At 62.7% G+C, this 16,297-nt stretch carries 17 protein-coding genes; 14 read left to right on the plus strand and 3 right to left on the minus strand.

Translation table 11 applies throughout. From position 1 onward, the window contains the following. Positions 1–47: 47 nt before the first annotated feature. The 6 genes from P3G66_RS09625 (at position 48) to P3G66_RS09650 (ending at position 4,406) form a co-directional block, all read left to right on the plus strand. Positions 48–989, plus strand: coding sequence for a DUF2520 domain-containing protein (locus P3G66_RS09625; protein WP_161121419.1), 942 nt, complete (start codon positions 48–50; stop codon positions 987–989). Then, positions 982–1,914, plus strand: a complete 933-nt coding sequence (gene panC / locus P3G66_RS09630) for a pantoate--beta-alanine ligase (protein WP_261257228.1) — start codon at positions 982–984, stop codon at positions 1,912–1,914. Before P3G66_RS09625 ends, panC begins: the two co-directional genes overlap by 8 nt. A gap of 27 nt (positions 1,915–1,941) precedes the next feature. After that, positions 1,942–2,388 carry an aspartate 1-decarboxylase gene (panD, locus tag P3G66_RS09635; RefSeq protein WP_003945761.1) on the plus strand — a complete coding sequence of 149 codons (447 nt, stop codon included), beginning with the start codon at positions 1,942–1,944 and terminating at the stop codon, positions 2,386–2,388. A 3-nt stretch (positions 2,389–2,391) separates the two neighbouring features. After that, a complete protein-coding gene (locus tag P3G66_RS09640; RefSeq protein ID WP_007726991.1) occupies positions 2,392–3,207 on the plus strand; it encodes a type III pantothenate kinase in 816 nt (271 codons plus the stop codon). Positions 3,208–3,468: 261 nt separating this feature from the next. Further along, positions 3,469–3,987 carry a cysteine dioxygenase family protein gene (locus P3G66_RS09645; protein WP_058039264.1) on the plus strand — a complete coding sequence of 173 codons (519 nt, stop codon included), beginning with the start codon at positions 3,469–3,471 and terminating at the stop codon, positions 3,985–3,987. After that, entirely contained in the window at positions 3,984–4,406 is a 423-nt protein-coding gene (locus P3G66_RS09650) for a rhodanese-like domain-containing protein (RefSeq protein ID WP_003945445.1), read from the plus strand. Before P3G66_RS09645 ends, P3G66_RS09650 begins: the two co-directional genes overlap by 4 nt. A 21-nt stretch (positions 4,407–4,427) precedes the next feature. Here the strand turns inward: P3G66_RS09650 and P3G66_RS09655 are convergent, their stop codons facing one another. Next, on the minus strand, positions 4,428–5,387 hold the full coding sequence (locus tag P3G66_RS09655) for an AraC family transcriptional regulator (protein ID WP_276116463.1): 960 nt from the start codon (positions 5,385–5,387) through the stop codon (positions 4,428–4,430). Between the two features lie 80 nt (positions 5,388–5,467). Here P3G66_RS09655 and P3G66_RS09660 point away from each other — a divergent pair, with 80 nt between their 5' ends. From P3G66_RS09660 to lysS, 3 genes are read left to right on the plus strand one after another with little or no spacing between them, the layout of a single operon-like run. Next, complete coding sequence (locus P3G66_RS09660) at positions 5,468–6,301, plus strand: NAD(P)H-binding protein (RefSeq protein ID WP_276116464.1); 834 nt, start codon at positions 5,468–5,470, stop codon at positions 6,299–6,301. Continuing rightward, positions 6,298–6,801, plus strand: a complete 504-nt coding sequence (locus P3G66_RS09665; protein WP_276116465.1) for an anthrone oxygenase family protein — start codon at positions 6,298–6,300, stop codon at positions 6,799–6,801. Before P3G66_RS09660 ends, P3G66_RS09665 begins: the two co-directional genes overlap by 4 nt. A gap of 11 nt (positions 6,802–6,812) precedes the next feature. Continuing rightward, on the plus strand, positions 6,813–8,324 hold the full coding sequence (lysS, locus tag P3G66_RS09670; RefSeq protein ID WP_003945834.1) for a lysine--tRNA ligase: 1,512 nt from the start codon (positions 6,813–6,815) through the stop codon (positions 8,322–8,324). 110 nt (positions 8,325–8,434) lie between these two features. Here the strand turns inward: lysS and P3G66_RS09675 are convergent, their stop codons facing one another. After that, positions 8,435–8,887: a hypothetical protein gene (locus P3G66_RS09675; RefSeq protein ID WP_276116466.1), complete on the minus strand. Its 453-nt coding sequence runs from the start codon at positions 8,885–8,887 to the stop codon at positions 8,435–8,437. Positions 8,888–8,966: 79 nt separating this feature from the next. Here P3G66_RS09675 and P3G66_RS09680 point away from each other — a divergent pair, with 79 nt between their 5' ends. The 5 genes from P3G66_RS09680 to P3G66_RS09700 all read left to right on the plus strand — a co-directional run bounded on the left by P3G66_RS09680 (position 8,967) and on the right by P3G66_RS09700 (position 14,646). After that, a complete protein-coding gene (locus P3G66_RS09680) occupies positions 8,967–9,305 on the plus strand; it encodes an Lsr2 family protein (RefSeq protein WP_042923743.1) in 339 nt (112 codons plus the stop codon). 150 nt (positions 9,306–9,455) lie between these two features. Beyond that, positions 9,456–10,352, plus strand: coding sequence for an alpha/beta fold hydrolase (locus tag P3G66_RS09685; RefSeq protein ID WP_044480521.1), 897 nt, complete (start codon positions 9,456–9,458; stop codon positions 10,350–10,352). A 38-nt stretch (positions 10,353–10,390) separates the two neighbouring features. Then, on the plus strand, positions 10,391–11,248 hold the full coding sequence (locus tag P3G66_RS09690; protein WP_276116467.1) for an alpha/beta fold hydrolase: 858 nt from the start codon (positions 10,391–10,393) through the stop codon (positions 11,246–11,248). Between the two features lie 297 nt (positions 11,249–11,545). Continuing rightward, positions 11,546–14,089 (plus strand): ATP-dependent Clp protease ATP-binding subunit, encoded by a 2,544-nt coding sequence (locus P3G66_RS09695; RefSeq protein WP_003945604.1) that lies wholly within the window; start codon positions 11,546–11,548, stop codon positions 14,087–14,089. A 77-nt stretch (positions 14,090–14,166) separates the two neighbouring features. Then, positions 14,167–14,646 (plus strand): nucleoside deaminase, encoded by a 480-nt coding sequence (locus P3G66_RS09700; RefSeq protein ID WP_054825400.1) that lies wholly within the window; start codon positions 14,167–14,169, stop codon positions 14,644–14,646. A gap of 57 nt (positions 14,647–14,703) precedes the next feature. On the opposite strand, the gene fadD5 is transcribed toward P3G66_RS09700, so the two are convergent. After that, positions 14,704–16,293, minus strand: coding sequence for a fatty-acid--CoA ligase FadD5 (gene fadD5 / locus P3G66_RS09705; RefSeq protein WP_003945871.1), 1,590 nt, complete (start codon positions 16,291–16,293; stop codon positions 14,704–14,706). Positions 16,294–16,297: the final 4 nt, after the last annotated feature.

Consider the following 16,297-nt stretch of genomic DNA (forward strand, 5'->3'; position numbering starts at 1 on the left):
ACGTCTGGTACCCGCCGAGCGGGACTGGAACGAACGAGAGGAATCCGGTGACTTCCTTCGGGATCACTAATGGACCTGCACCTGCGCGATTGACGGTAGGAATTGTCTCAGCAGGCCGGGTCGGAACAGCTGTCGGTGCCGCATTGGAGCGAGCCGGTCATGTTGTCAGCGCTTGCTCCGCCGTCTCCAGCGCCTCGGTTGCCCGCGCTGTGAAGCGGCTTCCCGATACCGAAATTCTTCCGGCTGCCGACGTCGCAGCTCGTTCCGAGTTGCTGATTCTCGCCGTTCCTGACGATCAACTTGCGGATCTTGTTCGAGGTCTGGCGGCCACCCATGCCGTCAAGCCCGGCACGCTCGTCGCCCATACGTCCGGTGCCAACGGGATCGCGATCCTGACTCCACTCACCGAACTGGGCGCACTGCCCCTGGCTATCCATCCGGCGATGACGTTCACCGGTCACGACGAGGACACCGCACGGCTGTCGTCGGCATGCTTCGGAATCACCGCTGCCGACGACATCGGTTACGCGATCGCGCAGTCACTGGTCCTCGAGATCGGCGGCGAGCCCGTCCGAGTGCGCGAGGAGAACCGCGCGCTCTACCACGCCGCACTGGCTCACGGCAGTAATCACCTGGTCACGCTCGTGGTCGACGCCGTCGAGGCCCTGCGAGCGTCGTTGCAAGGTGACGAGCTGCTCGGTCAGCAGTTGGTCGACGGCGATCCGGGTGGAGTGGCCGAGCGAGTCCTGCAGCCGCTGCTGTCGGCGGCCTTGGACAACGCGCTACGACGCGGTCCCTCGGCGTTGACCGGTCCGGTGGCACGCGGCGACGCTGCTGCCGTCGACACACATTTGCGCGTACTGACAGACCTGGATCCGGAGCTTGCTGGCGGCTATCGGGCGATGTCCTTGCGATCGGCCCAGCGGGTGGGCGCCCCCACCGAATTGTTCGACATCTTGACTGAAACGGGAGGTGACCGTCGTGAGTGATCTGCAGGGCGGATACAAGCGCGGCGAACTGACGGTGCACGACGATCCGGACAAGCTTCGGCGCGTCTCGCGGGCACTGCGAGGTGTCGGGCGTCAGGTGGCGCTCGTTCCGACGATGGGTGCGTTGCATGCGGGCCACATCGAATTGGTTCGTCAGGCCAAGGTCACCGGCGCCGTCGTGATCGTTTCCATCTTCGTGAACCCGCTCCAGTTCGGTGCGGGCGAAGACCTGGACGCGTACCCGCGCACTCTCGATGCGGATCTCGACCTGCTTCGCGCCGAGGGCGTCGAATTGGTGTTCGCGCCGAGCGCCAAGACGATGTACCCGCGTGGTCAGCGCACCACCATCGTGCCGGGCCCGTTGGGTAGCGAACTCGAAGGCGGAGCGCGCCCCACTCACTTCGCGGGAATGCTGACGGTAGTGGCGAAGCTGCTGCAGATCGCGGCACCCAATCACGCGTACTTCGGTGAGAAGGACTACCAGCAGCTGACGCTCATCCGTCAGATGGTGTGGGATCTCAATTTCGATGTACAGATCATCGGAGTTCCGACGGTTCGCGAGTTCGACGGCCTCGCGTTGTCCTCTCGCAATCGCTACCTCGACGAGAACCAGCGCGCGGCAGCGGTCGCGCTGTCCGCCGCTCTGATCGCCGGTGCACACGCGGCGGCTGGGGGAGCGGAAGCAATCCTGGAAACCGCACGCGCTGTTCTGGCAGCTGTTCCGGAAATCGAGGTCGACTACCTCGAGGTTCGGGGCGTCGATCTGGGCCCCGCGCCCGAGCGAGGTGACGGTCGACTGTTGGTGGCCGCCAAGCTCGGAACCACCCGTTTGATCGACAACGTCGGTGTCGCGGTGGGAACCGGCTTCCTCGAGCGTGACACCGACCCATCCGCCGACGCCATCGACGACCTGCTGTCTCACTGAGCACTTTTCACGAGTAAGGACCTGGATATGTTTCGCACGATGATGAAGTCGAAGATCCACCGCGCCACCGTGACTCACGCCGACCTGCATTACGTCGGCTCCGTCACCGTCGACCAGGATCTGATGGACGCCGCAGACCTCCTCGAAGGCGAACAGGTGTGCATCGTCGACATCGACAACGGTGCGCGTCTCGAGACGTACGTCATTGCCGGCGAGCGCGGAACTGGTGTCATCGGAATCAACGGTGCGGCAGCGCATCTGGTCAAGCCAGGCGACCTGGTCATCCTCATCGCCTACGGCGTGATGAACGAGCAGGAAGTCAAGGAGTACTCCCCGCGCGTAGTCTTCGTCGATGCCGACAACAAGCAGATCGAACTCGGTTCCGACCCGGCTCACGCGCCGGAGGGTTCGGGTCTGATCACCCCACGCATGCTGTCGACGCTCGAGGCCTCGCGCGAATCCAGCCTGGTGTAATCCATGCTGCTCACGGTCGACGTCCGGAACACCAACATCGTTCTCGGTCTGTTCTCCGGGACTGGTGAGTATTCGAAGCTGTTGCAGGACTGGCGAATGCGAACCGATCCTCGGATGACTGCCGACGAGTTGGCGTTGACCTTCCGTGGGCTGTTGGGTTCTCATGTCGATCAGATCACCGGCGTTGCGGCGCTGTCGACAGTGCCGTCCGTTTTGCGTGAAATCCGTGTGATGCTCGAGCGGTACTGGGGTCACGTTCCCCATGTGGTGGTCGAACCGGGTATTCGCACCGGCGTGCCACTGCTGGTGGACAACCCCAAAGAGGTGGGAGCCGACCGGATCGTCAACAGCCTTGCCGCTCACCATCTTTACGAGGGGCCGTGCATTGTCGTGGACTTCGGTACGTCGACCTGTGTCGACGTCGTTTCCGCCAAGGGTGAGTTTCTGGGCGGCTGCATCGCGCCCGGACTCGAGATCTCGACCGATGCCTTGGCGTCGCAGTCCGCTGCGCTGCGCAAGGTCGAATTGGTGCGCCCGCGTTCGGTGGTCGGCAAGAATACCGTCGAATGCATGCAGTCCGGTGCGGTATTCGGCTTTGCGGGCCTCGTCGACGGATTGGTCAACCGCGTCCGCGACGAACTACCGGAGTTCGGTGGTGACGACGTCTCCGTGATCGCCACCGGGGACAGCGCACCGCTGATCATTCCCGAGTCCGACACCATCGATCACCTCGAACGGGACCTCACCCTCGAGGGGCTGAGGTTGGTCTTCGAGCGCAATCAGGCGCGTCGTGGATCCGGTCGACGACCCGTCGCCTGATCGATGGTTTCGTTCCAGCGGTTTCGCGATTGCAAAAGTTATGCCACAATGGTGCTCGTGAATCGCTGCATGGGTGCTCAGGAGTGTTGTCGAGGCTGACCGCTGCCTTGACCAATTCACATTCCTTGGAGCTAGCTCGTGCTATCCACATATTCTGCAGATCTCTCTGTTTTGGCCCCGACTCTTACTGCTGACCGTGCTGTTTCCGCAGGTCGTAGCGCTAACCGTGGGGCGTCCGGACGTCGCCCGAGTGGTGCGTCGTTGCCTACCCGCCTTCGCCCGGCCGATCTGCTGCGTCTGACCGACGAGGGAGCAAACGGCGTGCTCGACGGCCGTTTCGATCACCTCATCCCCGACACCTTCCCGACGCTCGACCGTTGGTCCACCCGCTTGCACGCGGACGACGACGTCGATGTGTGGCTCATCAGTTGGGTGCCCGAACGCAACACCGAATTGCACGACCACGCAGGCTCGTTCGGCGCCTTGACCGTCCTCAGTGGTTCGCTCACCGAATTCCGTTGGGCCGGTGACTCCCTGGTGGAACGCCAGCTCGACGCCGGCGATCAGGCTTCGTTCCCGCTCGGATGGGTTCACGATGTCGTGCGTTCGACGGATGCTCCCGGTGCTCCGATCGAAATCAGCTCTGATGCACCGACTCTGAGTGTTCACGCCTACTCGCCGCCGCTGACGGCAATGTCCTTCTACGAAGTGACGGATCACCGGACACTTCGCCGCACCCGTACCGAGCTGACCGACCTGCCCGAGGGGGGCACCAAATGACCATCGACCAAATGCTCGACGACGCTCGCGCACAGATCGATCGTATGTACGTCTTCCAGCTCACCGAAGCCTTCCACCGCGGCGCGATCTTCGTCGACATTCGCCCGCAGGCGCAGCGCGCCATCGAGGGAACTCTTCCCGGTGCACTCGCGATCGAGCGGAACGTGCTCGAATGGCGCCTCGACCCCACCAGCAGCGCACACCTCGCGTTGGCCACCGACCACGACGTCGAGTGGGTGATCGTCTGCTCCGAGGGCTACACCTCGAGCCTGGCCGCAGCGTCGTTGCAGCAGTTGGGTCTGCACAAGGCCACCGATCTCGTGGGCGGGTACCAGGCGATCAAGGCCGCCGGCCTGCTCGGTGCGCTCAGCGGAGTTCGTCATTGCTCCCGCGAGTTGGCGGCGGTTTCGGCTCATTGAGGTATTTGCTGTGCGCCTTTATTAACCGCGGGCGGTTAATAAAGGCGCACAGCGGGTCTGGCGGTACATCTTCGGGCTCATTCCGTGATGACGGGTGAACGCGGTTGTGAGGGCGAAGGGGCTCGAGTAGCCCACTTCTCGCGCGATCGACGACACCGTTCGTGCCGGGTCTGCGAGTAGATCCGCCGCCACCGACAAGCGCCACTCGGTCAGATAGCCGACGGGTCCGATCCCCATGAGGCTGGTGAACCGGCGCGCGAAGGCTGCTCGTGAACTGCCGGACTCCTGGGCCAGGCTCGCGACCGTCCAGGGGTGTTCCGGCCGATTGTGTATGAGCCGCAAGGCATGCCCGATGACGGGATCCTCGTAGGCCTTGATCCATCGCGGTGATCGATTCGGGTTCTCGGCGAACCAGGTCCGGGCCGCTGAGATCAGGACCAGGTCCAGGAGCCTGTCCAACAACACTTCCTGTCCGGGCCCGTCGGCGGCGATCTGTTGTTCCAGAAGGTTTGTCATCGGCGCGGTTTCGATGCTGCGTCGTACTACCGCGACGGGTGTCAGGCTGTCGAGGATCTGACGGCTGACATAGGAGTCCAAACGGTATGTGCCCGTGAGCATGACGGTCTGACCACTGGTCGAGTTGCCCCAGGTGCGAACGCCGAGAACCGACATGTCCTCGAGTGGTGTGCCGTCGACCGCAGCGCAATTCTGTGCTTCGTCGATCAGTACGTGGACTGGTGTGTCCGGGTGATCGGCGACCGTATACGGATCGGGGCCGCGCAACAGTGCAACGTCGCCGGCCTCGAGATCTTCTGTCTGTCCGGTGTCGGAGACGACGACCGCGCTGCCTCGAACCAGAACCAGCACGGTGATCGGTGCGTGGTCCTCGATACGTAATGACCACGGTGGATCGAGCAGCGAGCGCAGTAGAAAAGCGCCCTCCGCCCGCGATCCGGCCAGCATCATCGACAATGCATCCATGCTTCGACGGTAGACGCTGGCGTATGTTTTTGCGACCTTCGGCTATGGATCGTATTGACGCTCCGCGGTCGAATGAGTGCATGACGACAACAAGCGACATTCAATCGGCAGTAGTGATCGGTGGTACCGGCAAGACCGGTGCGCGCGTTGCGCAGAGGCTGACGGCGGTGGGAATCCGTACCCGAATCGCATCGAGAACATCCGGGGCGCGTTTCGACTGGAACGATCAGACGATGTGGCAGCCAGCAGTGTCCGGCGTCGACGTGGCATATGTGACGTATGCGCCAGATCTGGCTGTTCCGGAATCGAGCGCCCACATCGAGGAGTTCGCGGAGCTTGCGTACCGCGAAGGGGTTCGTCGCATGGTGCTCCTGTCCGGGCGCGGTGAACCGGCGGCGCAGAAAGCCGAGCAGGTTCTCGCCGACAGCGGTCTGGAATGGGCTGTGGTGCGGGCCAGTTGGTTTGCCCAGAACTTCAGTGAGGGGTACCTACTCGATCCGATTCGGGAAGGCCACCTGGCACTTCCGGTCGGCGAGGTGGGGGAGCCGTTCATCGACGTCGACGATCTCGCCGACGTGGCGGTGGCCGCATTGACTCGAACCGACCTCCTCGGCCGAGTTCTCGAGGTGACAGGTCCGGAGTTGCTCACCTTCGCGGCGGCGGTGGATGCGATTTCGACGGCGTCGGGTCATCTCGTGACATTCGAAAGAATTGGACTCAAACAGTTTTCCGACGGCATGGCGGAGGTCGGCGTCGCGAGTGACGTCGTGGAGTTACTCATGTACCTGTTTGCCGAGGTTCTCGACGGACGAAATCAAAGTGTGACCGGCGTCGTCGAAGCGGTCCTGGAACGACCCGCTCGAGATTTCACCACTTTTGCCGGCGAGGCTGCCCGAACGGGGGTCTGGTCGTGAAGAAGTCCGAGATCTTCTTGGAGCTGTTGCTCGGGGTGACTGCGCTCGGCGCGCTCGTTGCCGGTGGTGCGTTGTTTGCCTTCTCTTCCTTCGTGATGCCCGCCCTGCGGTCGGTGGATGCACATACCGCGATCACGTCGATGCAGGCGATCAACGTCGAAGCGCCGCGTAGTGCGTTGATGCTTCCGCTGGTCGGATCGGCGCTCACCGCGATCGCCGCTGGAATCTGGGCATCGATCTCCAGACCGGACGGCTGGGTCCTTGCTGTCGTCGGTTGCGTCGGGGTGCTCGCGTCCTTCGCGGTGACCGCGATCTACCACGTCCCTCGCAACGACGCGTTTGCCTCGGTCAGCACTACCGACGCGGCCGCATGGGTGTCGTACGAGGCGGGTTGGACTATGTGGAATCACGTTCGGGTCGGGCTGTACCTGCTGTCGGGAATCGTGCTCGCGGTGGCCGCGGTGCTACCAGCAACAAACGCGGTGGACACGGCCCAGTAGTCTTGTACCCCGTGAGTGATGTAGAAGCCCAGCCAGTCGACGACACCCCCGAGCAGCTCCGTATCCGGCGCGAGAAGCGTGAACGGATCCTCGCGCAGGGGCAGGAGGCGTACCCGGTTTCGGTCGATCGCACCCACACGCTCGCGCAGATCCGCGCGGAGTACCCGGAACTCGAGCCGGACACGGCGACTGGTGTGCTGGTCGGCGTCGTCGGCCGCGTCATCTTCATGCGCAACACCGGCAAGTTGTGCTTCGCGACTCTGCAGGAAGGCGACGGTACCCAGCTGCAGGCCATGATCAGCCTCGCCGGCGTCGGCGAAGAGGCACTGGCTGCCTGGAAGTCCGACGTCGACCTCGGCGACTTCGTCTTCATCCACGGTGAGGTCATCAGCTCCCGTCGCGGCGAGCTCAGCGTCATGGCCGACGCGTGGCAGATCGCGTCCAAGTCGCTGCGCCCCCTGCCGGTTGCTCACAAGGAAATGAGCGAAGAGTCCCGGGTGCGTCAGCGCTACGCGGATCTGATCGTTCGCCCCGAGGCTCGGGACAACGCCCGCAAGCGCGTCGCAGTTGTCCGTGCGCTGCGCAATGCACTCGAGAGCCGCGGCTTCCTCGAGGTCGAGACGCCGATGCTGCAGACGCTGCACGGCGGCGCGGCAGCTCGCCCGTTCGTCACGCACTCGAACGCCCTCGACATCGACCTGTACCTGCGTATCGCGCCGGAACTGTTCCTCAAGCGTTGCGTCGTCGGCGGTATCGAGAAGGTCTTCGAGATCAACCGCAACTTCCGCAACGAGGGCGTCGACTCCACTCACTCGCCCGAGTTCGCGATGCTCGAGACGTACGAGGCCTACGGCACGTACGACGATTCCGCGAAGATGATTCGTGAACTCGTCCAGGAAGTTGCGCAGGAAGCATTCGGCACGCAGGTCCTCACCCTCGCCGACGGTTCCGAGTACGACGTCAGTGGCGAGTGGCAGGTTCTCGAGATGTACCCGTCGCTGTCGGCTGCCATCGGCACCGAGGTCACGCCGGATACGACGGTCGACGAGCTTCTCGCTCTGGCGGAGAAGGTCGGCCTCGAGGTTCCCAAGGACAAGGGTTACGGCCACGGCAAGCTCGTCGAGGAGCTGTGGGAACACCAGTGCGGCGATCAGCTGTACGTGCCGACGTTCGTCCGTGACTTCCCGGTCGAGACGTCGCCCCTGACCCGTGATCACCGCAGCAAGAAGGGTGTCACCGAGAAGTGGGACCTGTACATCCGCGGATTCGAGTTGGCGACAGGCTACTCCGAACTTGTCGACCCGGTCATCCAGCGTGAGCGCTTTGTCGACCAGGCGCGCCTCGCGTCGGCAGGCGACGACGAAGCGATGGTGCTGGACGAGGAGTTCCTCGCCGCGATGGAACAGGGCATGCCGCCGACCACCGGCACCGGCATGGGAATCGATCGACTGCTGATGGCTTTGACGGGTCTCGGTATTCGCGAGACGATTCTCTTCCCGATCGTTCGTCCGTCCGCTCGCTAGCTTTACTTCGATCAAGGTTCGGCCGCACATGTTGCGGCCGAACCTTTTTCAGTTGGGGCACTCCCAAGGTATTCGATAGTTCCCAACGATATTCGCCTGCGGCAAAGGATTCAGCCATGCGCGGTCGCCTGAGTTTCGGACTTTCGAATTGTTGCGATGATTTGGTCGATCGTGCCCTGGTTGAGTGCGTCAGGTAGCCCCTGATCCGACTGGACAAGGAAGACCATGACCTCGGCTGTGGAGTATCCGGGTGTGGTGACGACATCGAATTGTGCTGAGGGCGGATCGCATTCGTTGTCCGCCGGGATATTTGTGACGGTTGCGGTGTACCGGATCGCAGGGCGTCCGGAGATGGTGAAATTCGTGGGTCCGCTGTAAGCGGTGATGGCGAGAGTGCCGTTCTTGGAGGCGAAGATTGCGCTCGGTAGAGGTCTTTTCTCGAGCCGTCGTCTGTCATGATTCCCCCGTCTGGATGCATCCCCCGATGCGTCGCGAGGAGTGTATCGGCACTGTGCTTGTCGCAAGACAAGTCGACCGGCATACCCGGCGGCGAGAAGTCCCAATCATCCTGACGAGCCGAGACAGGACGTTTGTCCAGGTGCTATTGTCGCTGCTTATCGAAGGATCTGGGGAGGAATGGTCGTGGTGAAAAAGGTTGTTGTCACGATGGTTGACGATCTGGACAAGAAATCGCCCGCCGACGAAACTGTGGAGTTTTCCGTCGACGGAGTTGCTTACGAAATCGATCTCACCGCCGCCCACGCCGCGGAACTGCGCGATGCACTGAAAAAGTGGATTCCCCATGCGAGGAAGTCGAATTCCGCAAAATCGGCCAACGGATCGGTGGCCAAGTCTCGCCCAGTTGCCGACCGCGATCAGAGTGCCGCCATCCGCGAATGGGCCAAGGGTGCCGGCTTCGAGATTTCGGCCCGCGGTCGTATTTCCACCGAGGTGCGCCGAGCCTACGAAAAGGCCGTCTGAAATGGATCGCGAATGGATTCGGGCGCATTTTGCCGAAACGGATTGATAACGCGTTCTAGTTTGTTAGCGTCTGCACGGTTCGCATCTCTCGTAGAGGAGTCGGTCGTGCACAGAAACAGGTTGTTCGGGGGCGTGGTTCTTGCCGCTCTGATGCTCGTCGGGTTCACCTCCGTGGCTTCGGCTCAGGCCCCGTTGCCCGTGCCCAATGCCTTCCTTGCCGGTGTTCCCCAGGAGTTGGGAAATCCTGGCGGTTCAGCTCCTGGATCCAATGACTTTTCGTGTAAACCGACTGCCGAACATCCCAATCCGGTTGTGCTCGTTCACGGAACGGGTGGAAACAGGCAGACCAACTGGGCCACCTATGCGCCGTTGCTCGCCAACGAGGGCTACTGCGTCTTCGCGCTGACATACGGCAACTTCCCCGAGCAGCCGTGGCCGTTGTCGGCCATCGGTGGAATGCAGGAAATTCCTTCCAGCGCAGCACAATTGTCGAATTTCGTCGATCAAGTTCTGGGCGCTACGGGCGCAACGTCGGTGGATCTCGTCGGGCATTCGCAAGGCACGATCATCAACGGGTACTACGCGAAGTTCCTCGGCGGTGCCGACAAAGTGGACAACATCGTCTCGGTGGCATCGCTGTGGAAGGGAACCCTCGGAAACGAGCAGGCAAGTATCGGCCGCAGCCTTCGCGAACTCGGGGTATCCGAGGCGGCACAGGCAGGATTCCCGATCTGCAAGGCGTGCCTGAACATGGGGGCCGGTTCGGAGTTCATCGAAAATCTCCGTGCGGGAGGCGTTTACGCGCCGGGCGTTCACTACACGAACATCACGACCCGCTACGACGAACTGGTGCTGCCGTATACAAATGGGCTGGAGCCTGGGCCGAACGCCACCAACATCGTCGTCCAGGACGGTTGTGAGCAAGACATCTCCGATCACCTCGCCATCGCGGCATCGCTGCGCGCCGCGACTTTTGCTCTCAATGCACTCGACCCCGCGCATCAGCGGCCGGTACCGTGCAACTCGGTATTGCCCGTCGTGGGTTGATCACTATGCGGAGGCCTTCGGTGGGGATTCGAACATGCGTGGGCGCTCTCGCTGTGGCGGGAGCCGTGGCCGTGTCCGCGCCGTCTCTTGCGTCGGCGAATGAACCTCTTCCCGTCCCGTCCGGTTTCCTCAGTGGAATCGCCCTCGAAGCGACCAACCCGGGCGGATCGGCCCCTGGCACCAACGACTTCTCGTGCACGCCTTCCGCTGCTCATCCTGATCCAGTCGTCCTGGTGCACGGGACGGCGGCCAACCGTCAGACCAATTGGGGCGTACTCGCACCCGTACTGGCCAACGAGGGATACTGCGTTTTTGCGCTCACCTTCGGGAATCGAACGGACCAGCCGTGGCCGATTTCCGCGGCCGGCGGTCTCGCACCACTCGGGGACAGCGCAGGGCAGCTGTCGGACTTCGTCGACGACGTCCTCTCTGCGACGGGTGCCTCGAAGGTCGACCTGATCGGACACTCTCAGGGGACGACGGTCAGTGCGTACTACGTCAAGTTTCTCGGCGGCGACGCGAAGGTTTCCAAGATCGTCTCCATCGCTCCGTTGTGGGACGGCTCGGAGGTCGGGCCGCCGGAAGGCGTCGGGGGACCGGATTTCGACAACGCCACCTTCGTCACCGAACTGCGCGACGCGGGCGTCTACTCCGATGACGTCGAGTACACCAACATCGTGACTCGGTTCGATCAAGTGGTCGTTCCGTACAGCAGTGGAATACTGGCCGCGTCGAACGCGTCGAACATAGTTGTTCAGGACGGTTGCGAACAGGACCTGTCGGATCACATCGCGCTGGTGGCGTCGCAGCGAACGGCGACTCTGACGCTCAACGCGCTGGATCCGTCGAATCCGCGTGAGGTGCCGTGCGCTCGGGTACTCCCGATATTCGGCTGATCAGGCGTCGAAAATCGCTGTTCGCTTCAGGCGTACAGGAACCGGGAAACGATTCCCTCAGCTGCGACGTTGTGAACGGTAAGCAGTCCGGCTTCCGCCGCCAATCGGGTGGAGGAGCAGCAGGTGGACTTCGCGCCCTCTAGAGTAATAAGTGGGGTCGTGCAACCTTTGTCGATTCGTGGACGTCAGTCCGCTGACCGGCGAGGCGATCAGTCTGTAGTGCCGGAGCGAAACGCGGCGACCAGGGACGAGACATCCGGTCTCGAACCTGCCCGCCGGAGAGTGTGAGGGAGAGCGATGTTCGAGAGGTTCACCGATCGCGCGCGGCGCGTTGTTGTCCTGGCTCAAGAAGAAGCCAGGATGCTCAACCACAACTACATCGGTACGGAGCACATCCTTCTCGGCCTCATTCACGAGGGCGAAGGTGTCGCAGCCAAGTCGTTGGAGTCGTTGGGTATCTCCCTCGAGGGAGTCCGCAGCCAGGTCGAGGAGATCATCGGCCAGGGCCAGCAGGCTCCGTCCGGTCACATCCCCTTCACACCGCGCGCCAAGAAAGTCCTCGAGCTGAGTCTGCGCGAAGCGCTGCAGCTCGGACACAACTACATCGGTACGGAGCACATCCTGCTCGGTCTCATCCGTGAGGGTGAGGGCGTAGCAGCCCAGGTTCTGGTCAAGCTCGGTGCCGATCTCAACCGTGTCCGCCAGCAGGTCATCCAGCTGCTGTCGGGCTACCAGGGCAAAGAGCCCACCGAAACCGGTGGCACTCGCGGAGAGGCCGGCACGCCGTCCACCTCGCTCGTGCTCGACCAGTTCGGTCGCAACCTGACGCAAGCTGCCCTCGAAGGCAAGCTGGACCCGGTCATCGGCCGCTCGAAGGAAATCGAGCGCGTCATGCAGGTTCTCTCGCGTCGTACCAAGAACAACCCGGTTCTCATCGGTGAACCCGGTGTCGGTAAGACCGCTGTGGTCGAGGGCCTGGCTCAGGCAATCGTCAACGGTGAGGTCCCCGAGACCCTCAAGGACAAGCAGCTGTACACGCTCGACCTCGGGTCGCTCGTGGCCGGCAGCCGTTACCGCGGTGACTTCGAAGAGCGCCTGAAGAAGGTTCTCAAGGAGATCAACACCCGCGGCGACATCATCCTGTTCATCGACGAGCTGCACACCCTCGTGGGTGCGGGCGCGGCCGAGGGCGCTATCGACGCGGCCTCCATCCTCAAGCCCAAGCTTGCTCGCGGTGAGCTGCAGACCATCGGTGCCACCACGCTCGACGAGTACCGCAAGTACATCGAGAAGGATGCTGCTCTCGAGCGCCGTTTCCAGCCCGTTCAGGTGGGCGAGCCGACCGTCGAGCACACCATCGAGATCCTCAAGGGTCTTCGTGACCGCTACGAGGCTCACCACCGTGTCTCCATCACGGACGGTGCTCTCGTGGCAGCGGCGACGCTGGCCGACCGCTACATCAACGACCGCTTCTTGCCGGACAAGGCGATCGACCTCATCGACGAGGCGGGCGCGCGAATGCGCATCCGTCGGATGACTGCACCGCCGGACCTGCGCGAATTCGACGATCGCATCGCCGACGCGCGTCGCGAGAAGGAGTCCGCGATCGACGCGCAGGACTTCGAGAAGGCTGCGAACCTGCGTGACAAGGAGAAGACCCTCGTTGCTCAGCGCGCTGAGCGTGAGAAGCAGTGGCGTGCGGGCGACCTGGACGTCATTGCCGAGGTCGACGACGAGCAGATCGCCGAGGTTCTGGGCAACTGGACCGGTATCCCCGTCTTCAAGCTCACCGAGGAGGAGACCACTCGTCTGCTCCGCATGGAAGAGGAACTGCACAAGCGGATCATCGGCCAGGAAGAGGCGGTCAAGTCCGTCTCGAAGGCGATCCGTCGTACGCGTGCAGGTCTGAAGGATCCCAAGCGTCCCTCGGGCTCGTTCATCTTCGCCGGCCCGTCCGGTGTCGGTAAGACGGAGCTCGCGAAGTCGCTCGCCAACTTCCTGTTCGGCGACGACGACGCCTTGATCCAGATCGACATGGGCGAGTTCCACGACCGCTTCACCGCTTCACGTCTGTTCGGTGCCCCTCCCGGGTACGTCGGATACGAAGAGGGTGGCCAGCTCACCGAGAAGGTGCGCCGCAAGCCGTTCAGCGTCGTGCTGTTCGACGAGATAGAGAAGGCACACCAGGAGATCTACAACACTCTCCTGCAGGTGCTCGAGGACGGCCGCCTCACCGACGGTCAGGGACGTACCGTCGACTTCAAGAACACGGTGCTGATCTTCACGTCCAACCTCGGTACGTCTGACATCTCCAAGGCAGTCGGCCTGGGCTTCAGCTCGGGAACGGGCACGGAGTCGAACTACGAGCGCATGAAGCTCAAGGTTCACGACGAGCTGAAGAAGCACTTCCGTCCAGAGTTCTTGAACCGTATCGACGACATCGTCGTCTTCCATCAGCTCACGAACGAGCAGATCGTTCAGATGGTCGACCTGATGCTCGCTCGCGTCGAGGCGGCACTCAAGAACAAGGACATGGCCATGGAGGTCACCGACAAGGCCAAGTCGCTTCTGGCCAAGCGCGGATTCGATCCGGTACTGGGTGCACGACCGCTGCGTCGCACCATCCAGCGCGAGATCGAGGACCAGATGTCCGAGAAGATCCTCTTCGGAGAGATCGGACCCGGCCACATCGTGCTCGTCGACGTCGAGAACTGGGACGGCGAAGGCTCGGGCGAGGACGCGAAGTTCACGTTCACGCCTACCAAGAAGCCGATCGACGTGCCGGACGCACCGCCGATCGAGCTGACCAAGGCCGGCGAAAGCGAAAGCGCAGCAGAGTAGTACAGCAGAGTAGGTAACGAACGGGCGGCACCTCACCGGTGCCGCCCGTTTCGTGTATCACGGGAGAGGGCGTACACATGAACGACATCGAACTGGGTCACCTGCGCCGTTGCGTCGAATTGGCAACGGAAGCATTGGATGCGGGCGACGAACCTTTCGGTTCCGTCCTGGCAGCGGCTGACGGAACATTTCTGGCGGAGGATCGAAACCGGATCGCGGGCGGCGACAACACTCGCCACCCCGAGTTCGAGCTGGCTCGGTGGGCGGCTCAGTATCTGACGCCGGAAGAGCGTTCGACGGCAACGGTGTTCACTTCGGGAGAGCACTGCGCGATGTGTTCGGCCGCGCACGCGTGGGTGGGCCTCGGACGTATCGTCTACATCTGCTCTTCGGCTCAACTCGGCGACTGGCTCGCGGAGTGGGGTGTGTCCCCGGCGCCGGTGAAGTCTCTGTCCGTCAACGAGGTTGCGCCGAACGTCCCGGTCGAAGGCCCGGTGCCGGAGTTGGTTCCGCTGGTGCGAGAACTGCATCGGAAGTTGCATTCGCCGAGTGCTTGACGGGCACACACAAACGGGCGGCACCTCGCTGGAGGTGCCGCCCGTTTGCGTGTGAAGTCAGGAAACTGCGTCGACCGCTCGAACCTTCTCTCGCAGTTCACCCTTGACGACCTTGCCGCTTGCATTGCGCGGCAGTGCTTCCACGACGACGATGTCCTTCGGGTGCTTGTAGCGCGCGAGACGATCGTTGAGGAAGCTGCTCAGCTCCTCGATGGTCAGGTCCACGGCTGAACCTGGCGCCATCGCGACGATCGCTACGGGCACCTCGCCCCACTTGGCGTCGGGGCGGCCGACGACGGCCGCTTCGACGATCAATTCGTGTTCGTAGAGGACGTTTTCCACCTCCGCGCAGTAGATGTTCTCTCCGCCGGAGATGATCATGTCCTTCTTGCGATCCACGACGTAGACGAAGCCTTCGTCGTCGACTCGAACGAGATCGCCGGAGTGGAACCATCCACCGTGGAAGGCGTCAGCGGTGGCGGTGGGGTTGTTCCAGTATTCGCTCATCATCGTGGGCCCGCGGTAGACGATTTCACCGATTTCACCGGGCGCCACGTCGTCCATGTTCTCGTCGACGACCCTGGCCGAGATGGTCGGGATGACCCGACCGACGGATCCGAGCTTACGAATCGCATCCTCGCCGTCGAGAACGCAAGTGATGGGCGACATCTCGGTCTGACCGAAGACCGCGACATTGAATGCGTCTGGGAAGGTCTCGGCCATTGCCCGCAGGATCGTGTCGGACGACGGTGCGGCGCCCCACGAGATGTTCTTCAGCGACAGTGCTCGCGGTTGCGCCTTCTGTACGGCGCACACGGCCTGCCATTGCACGGGCACGAGGAACAAGCTGGTGACCTTCTCGGCTTCCAGAATGTCGAGTAGTTGACCCGGGTCGAATGCGCCGACCGGATGGATCACCGTGGTCGTGCCGAGTTGCAGGCTCGGCGCTATGGAACCGAGGGCTGCGATGTGGAACATGGGCGACGCGCAGAAGCCGATGGAATCGGCATTGAACAGGTGGAAGGCCCTGATACAGGTCAATGCTTGCGAAGACAGGTTGGAGTGGGAGAGCACCGAGCCCTTGGGGCGACCGGTGGTTCCCGAGGTGTACATGATGAGTGCGGGAGTGTCGTCCGGGATGTCGACGAACGCGTGCGACTCGCCCTCTTCGCTGATCAAGTCCTCGTAATTCAGGCTGTCACCCTCGGCGGGGGCGCCTACGGTGATGGAGATGTCGATACCCTCGGACGCGGCTCGCGCAGCTCCGGCCAACGGAGCCAACGGTCCTTCGGCGACAATGACTTTGGAGCCGGAGTCGTTTACCAGATAAGCGACCTCGGGTGGTGTCAGACGGAAGTTCACCGGAACAGCGATGGCGCCCAGTGCGTTGGTCGCGAGCACGACCTCGAGGTATTCGGGGCGGTTGAGCATCAGGATGAGCACGCGGTCGCCGAAGCTGACGCCGCGTCGGGCAAGAGCGTCCGCCAGCTTCTCGACGCGTGCGTCGAGGGTGCTCCAGGTGATGGAATCGCCCAGGAATCGCAGTGCGGTGCGATCGGGAATCATCTGCGCATGCCTGGCGATCTGATTGTTCCAGTTGGTGCGGCGTGAACGCTGCGCCTCGGAGACTGCATCGGTGGAGGCCATCGAT

The organism is Rhodococcus sp. C3V (genome assembly GCF_029269915.1).
GTDB classification, from domain to species: Bacteria; Actinomycetota; Actinomycetes; order Mycobacteriales; family Mycobacteriaceae; genus Rhodococcus_F; species Rhodococcus_F qingshengii.

What these genes read in the sequence shown, in the direction of transcription:
- P3G66_RS09685 (WP_044480521.1), top strand. Translation starts at nt 9,456, where the DNA reads ATGCTCGTCGGGTTCACCTCCGTGGCTTCGGCTCAGGCCCCGTTGCCC.
- P3G66_RS09700 (WP_054825400.1), top strand. Translation starts at nt 14,167, where the DNA reads ATGAACGACATCGAACTGGGTCACCTGCGCCGTTGCGTCGAATTGGCA.
- P3G66_RS09660 (WP_276116464.1), top strand. Translation starts at nt 5,468, where the DNA reads ATGACGACAACAAGCGACATTCAATCGGCAGTAGTGATCGGTGGTACC.
- P3G66_RS09655 (WP_276116463.1), bottom strand. Translation starts at nt 5,387, where the DNA reads ATGGATGCATTGTCGATGATGCTGGCCGGATCGCGGGCGGAGGGCGCT.
- fadD5 (WP_003945871.1), bottom strand. Translation starts at nt 16,293, where the DNA reads ATGGCCTCCACCGATGCAGTCTCCGAGGCGCAGCGTTCACGCCGCACC.
- P3G66_RS09650 (WP_003945445.1), top strand. Translation starts at nt 3,984, where the DNA reads ATGACCATCGACCAAATGCTCGACGACGCTCGCGCACAGATCGATCGT.
- panD (WP_003945761.1), top strand. Translation starts at nt 1,942, where the DNA reads ATGTTTCGCACGATGATGAAGTCGAAGATCCACCGCGCCACCGTGACT.
- P3G66_RS09640 (WP_007726991.1), top strand. Translation starts at nt 2,392, where the DNA reads ATGCTGCTCACGGTCGACGTCCGGAACACCAACATCGTTCTCGGTCTG.
- P3G66_RS09695 (WP_003945604.1), top strand. Translation starts at nt 11,546, where the DNA reads ATGTTCGAGAGGTTCACCGATCGCGCGCGGCGCGTTGTTGTCCTGGCT.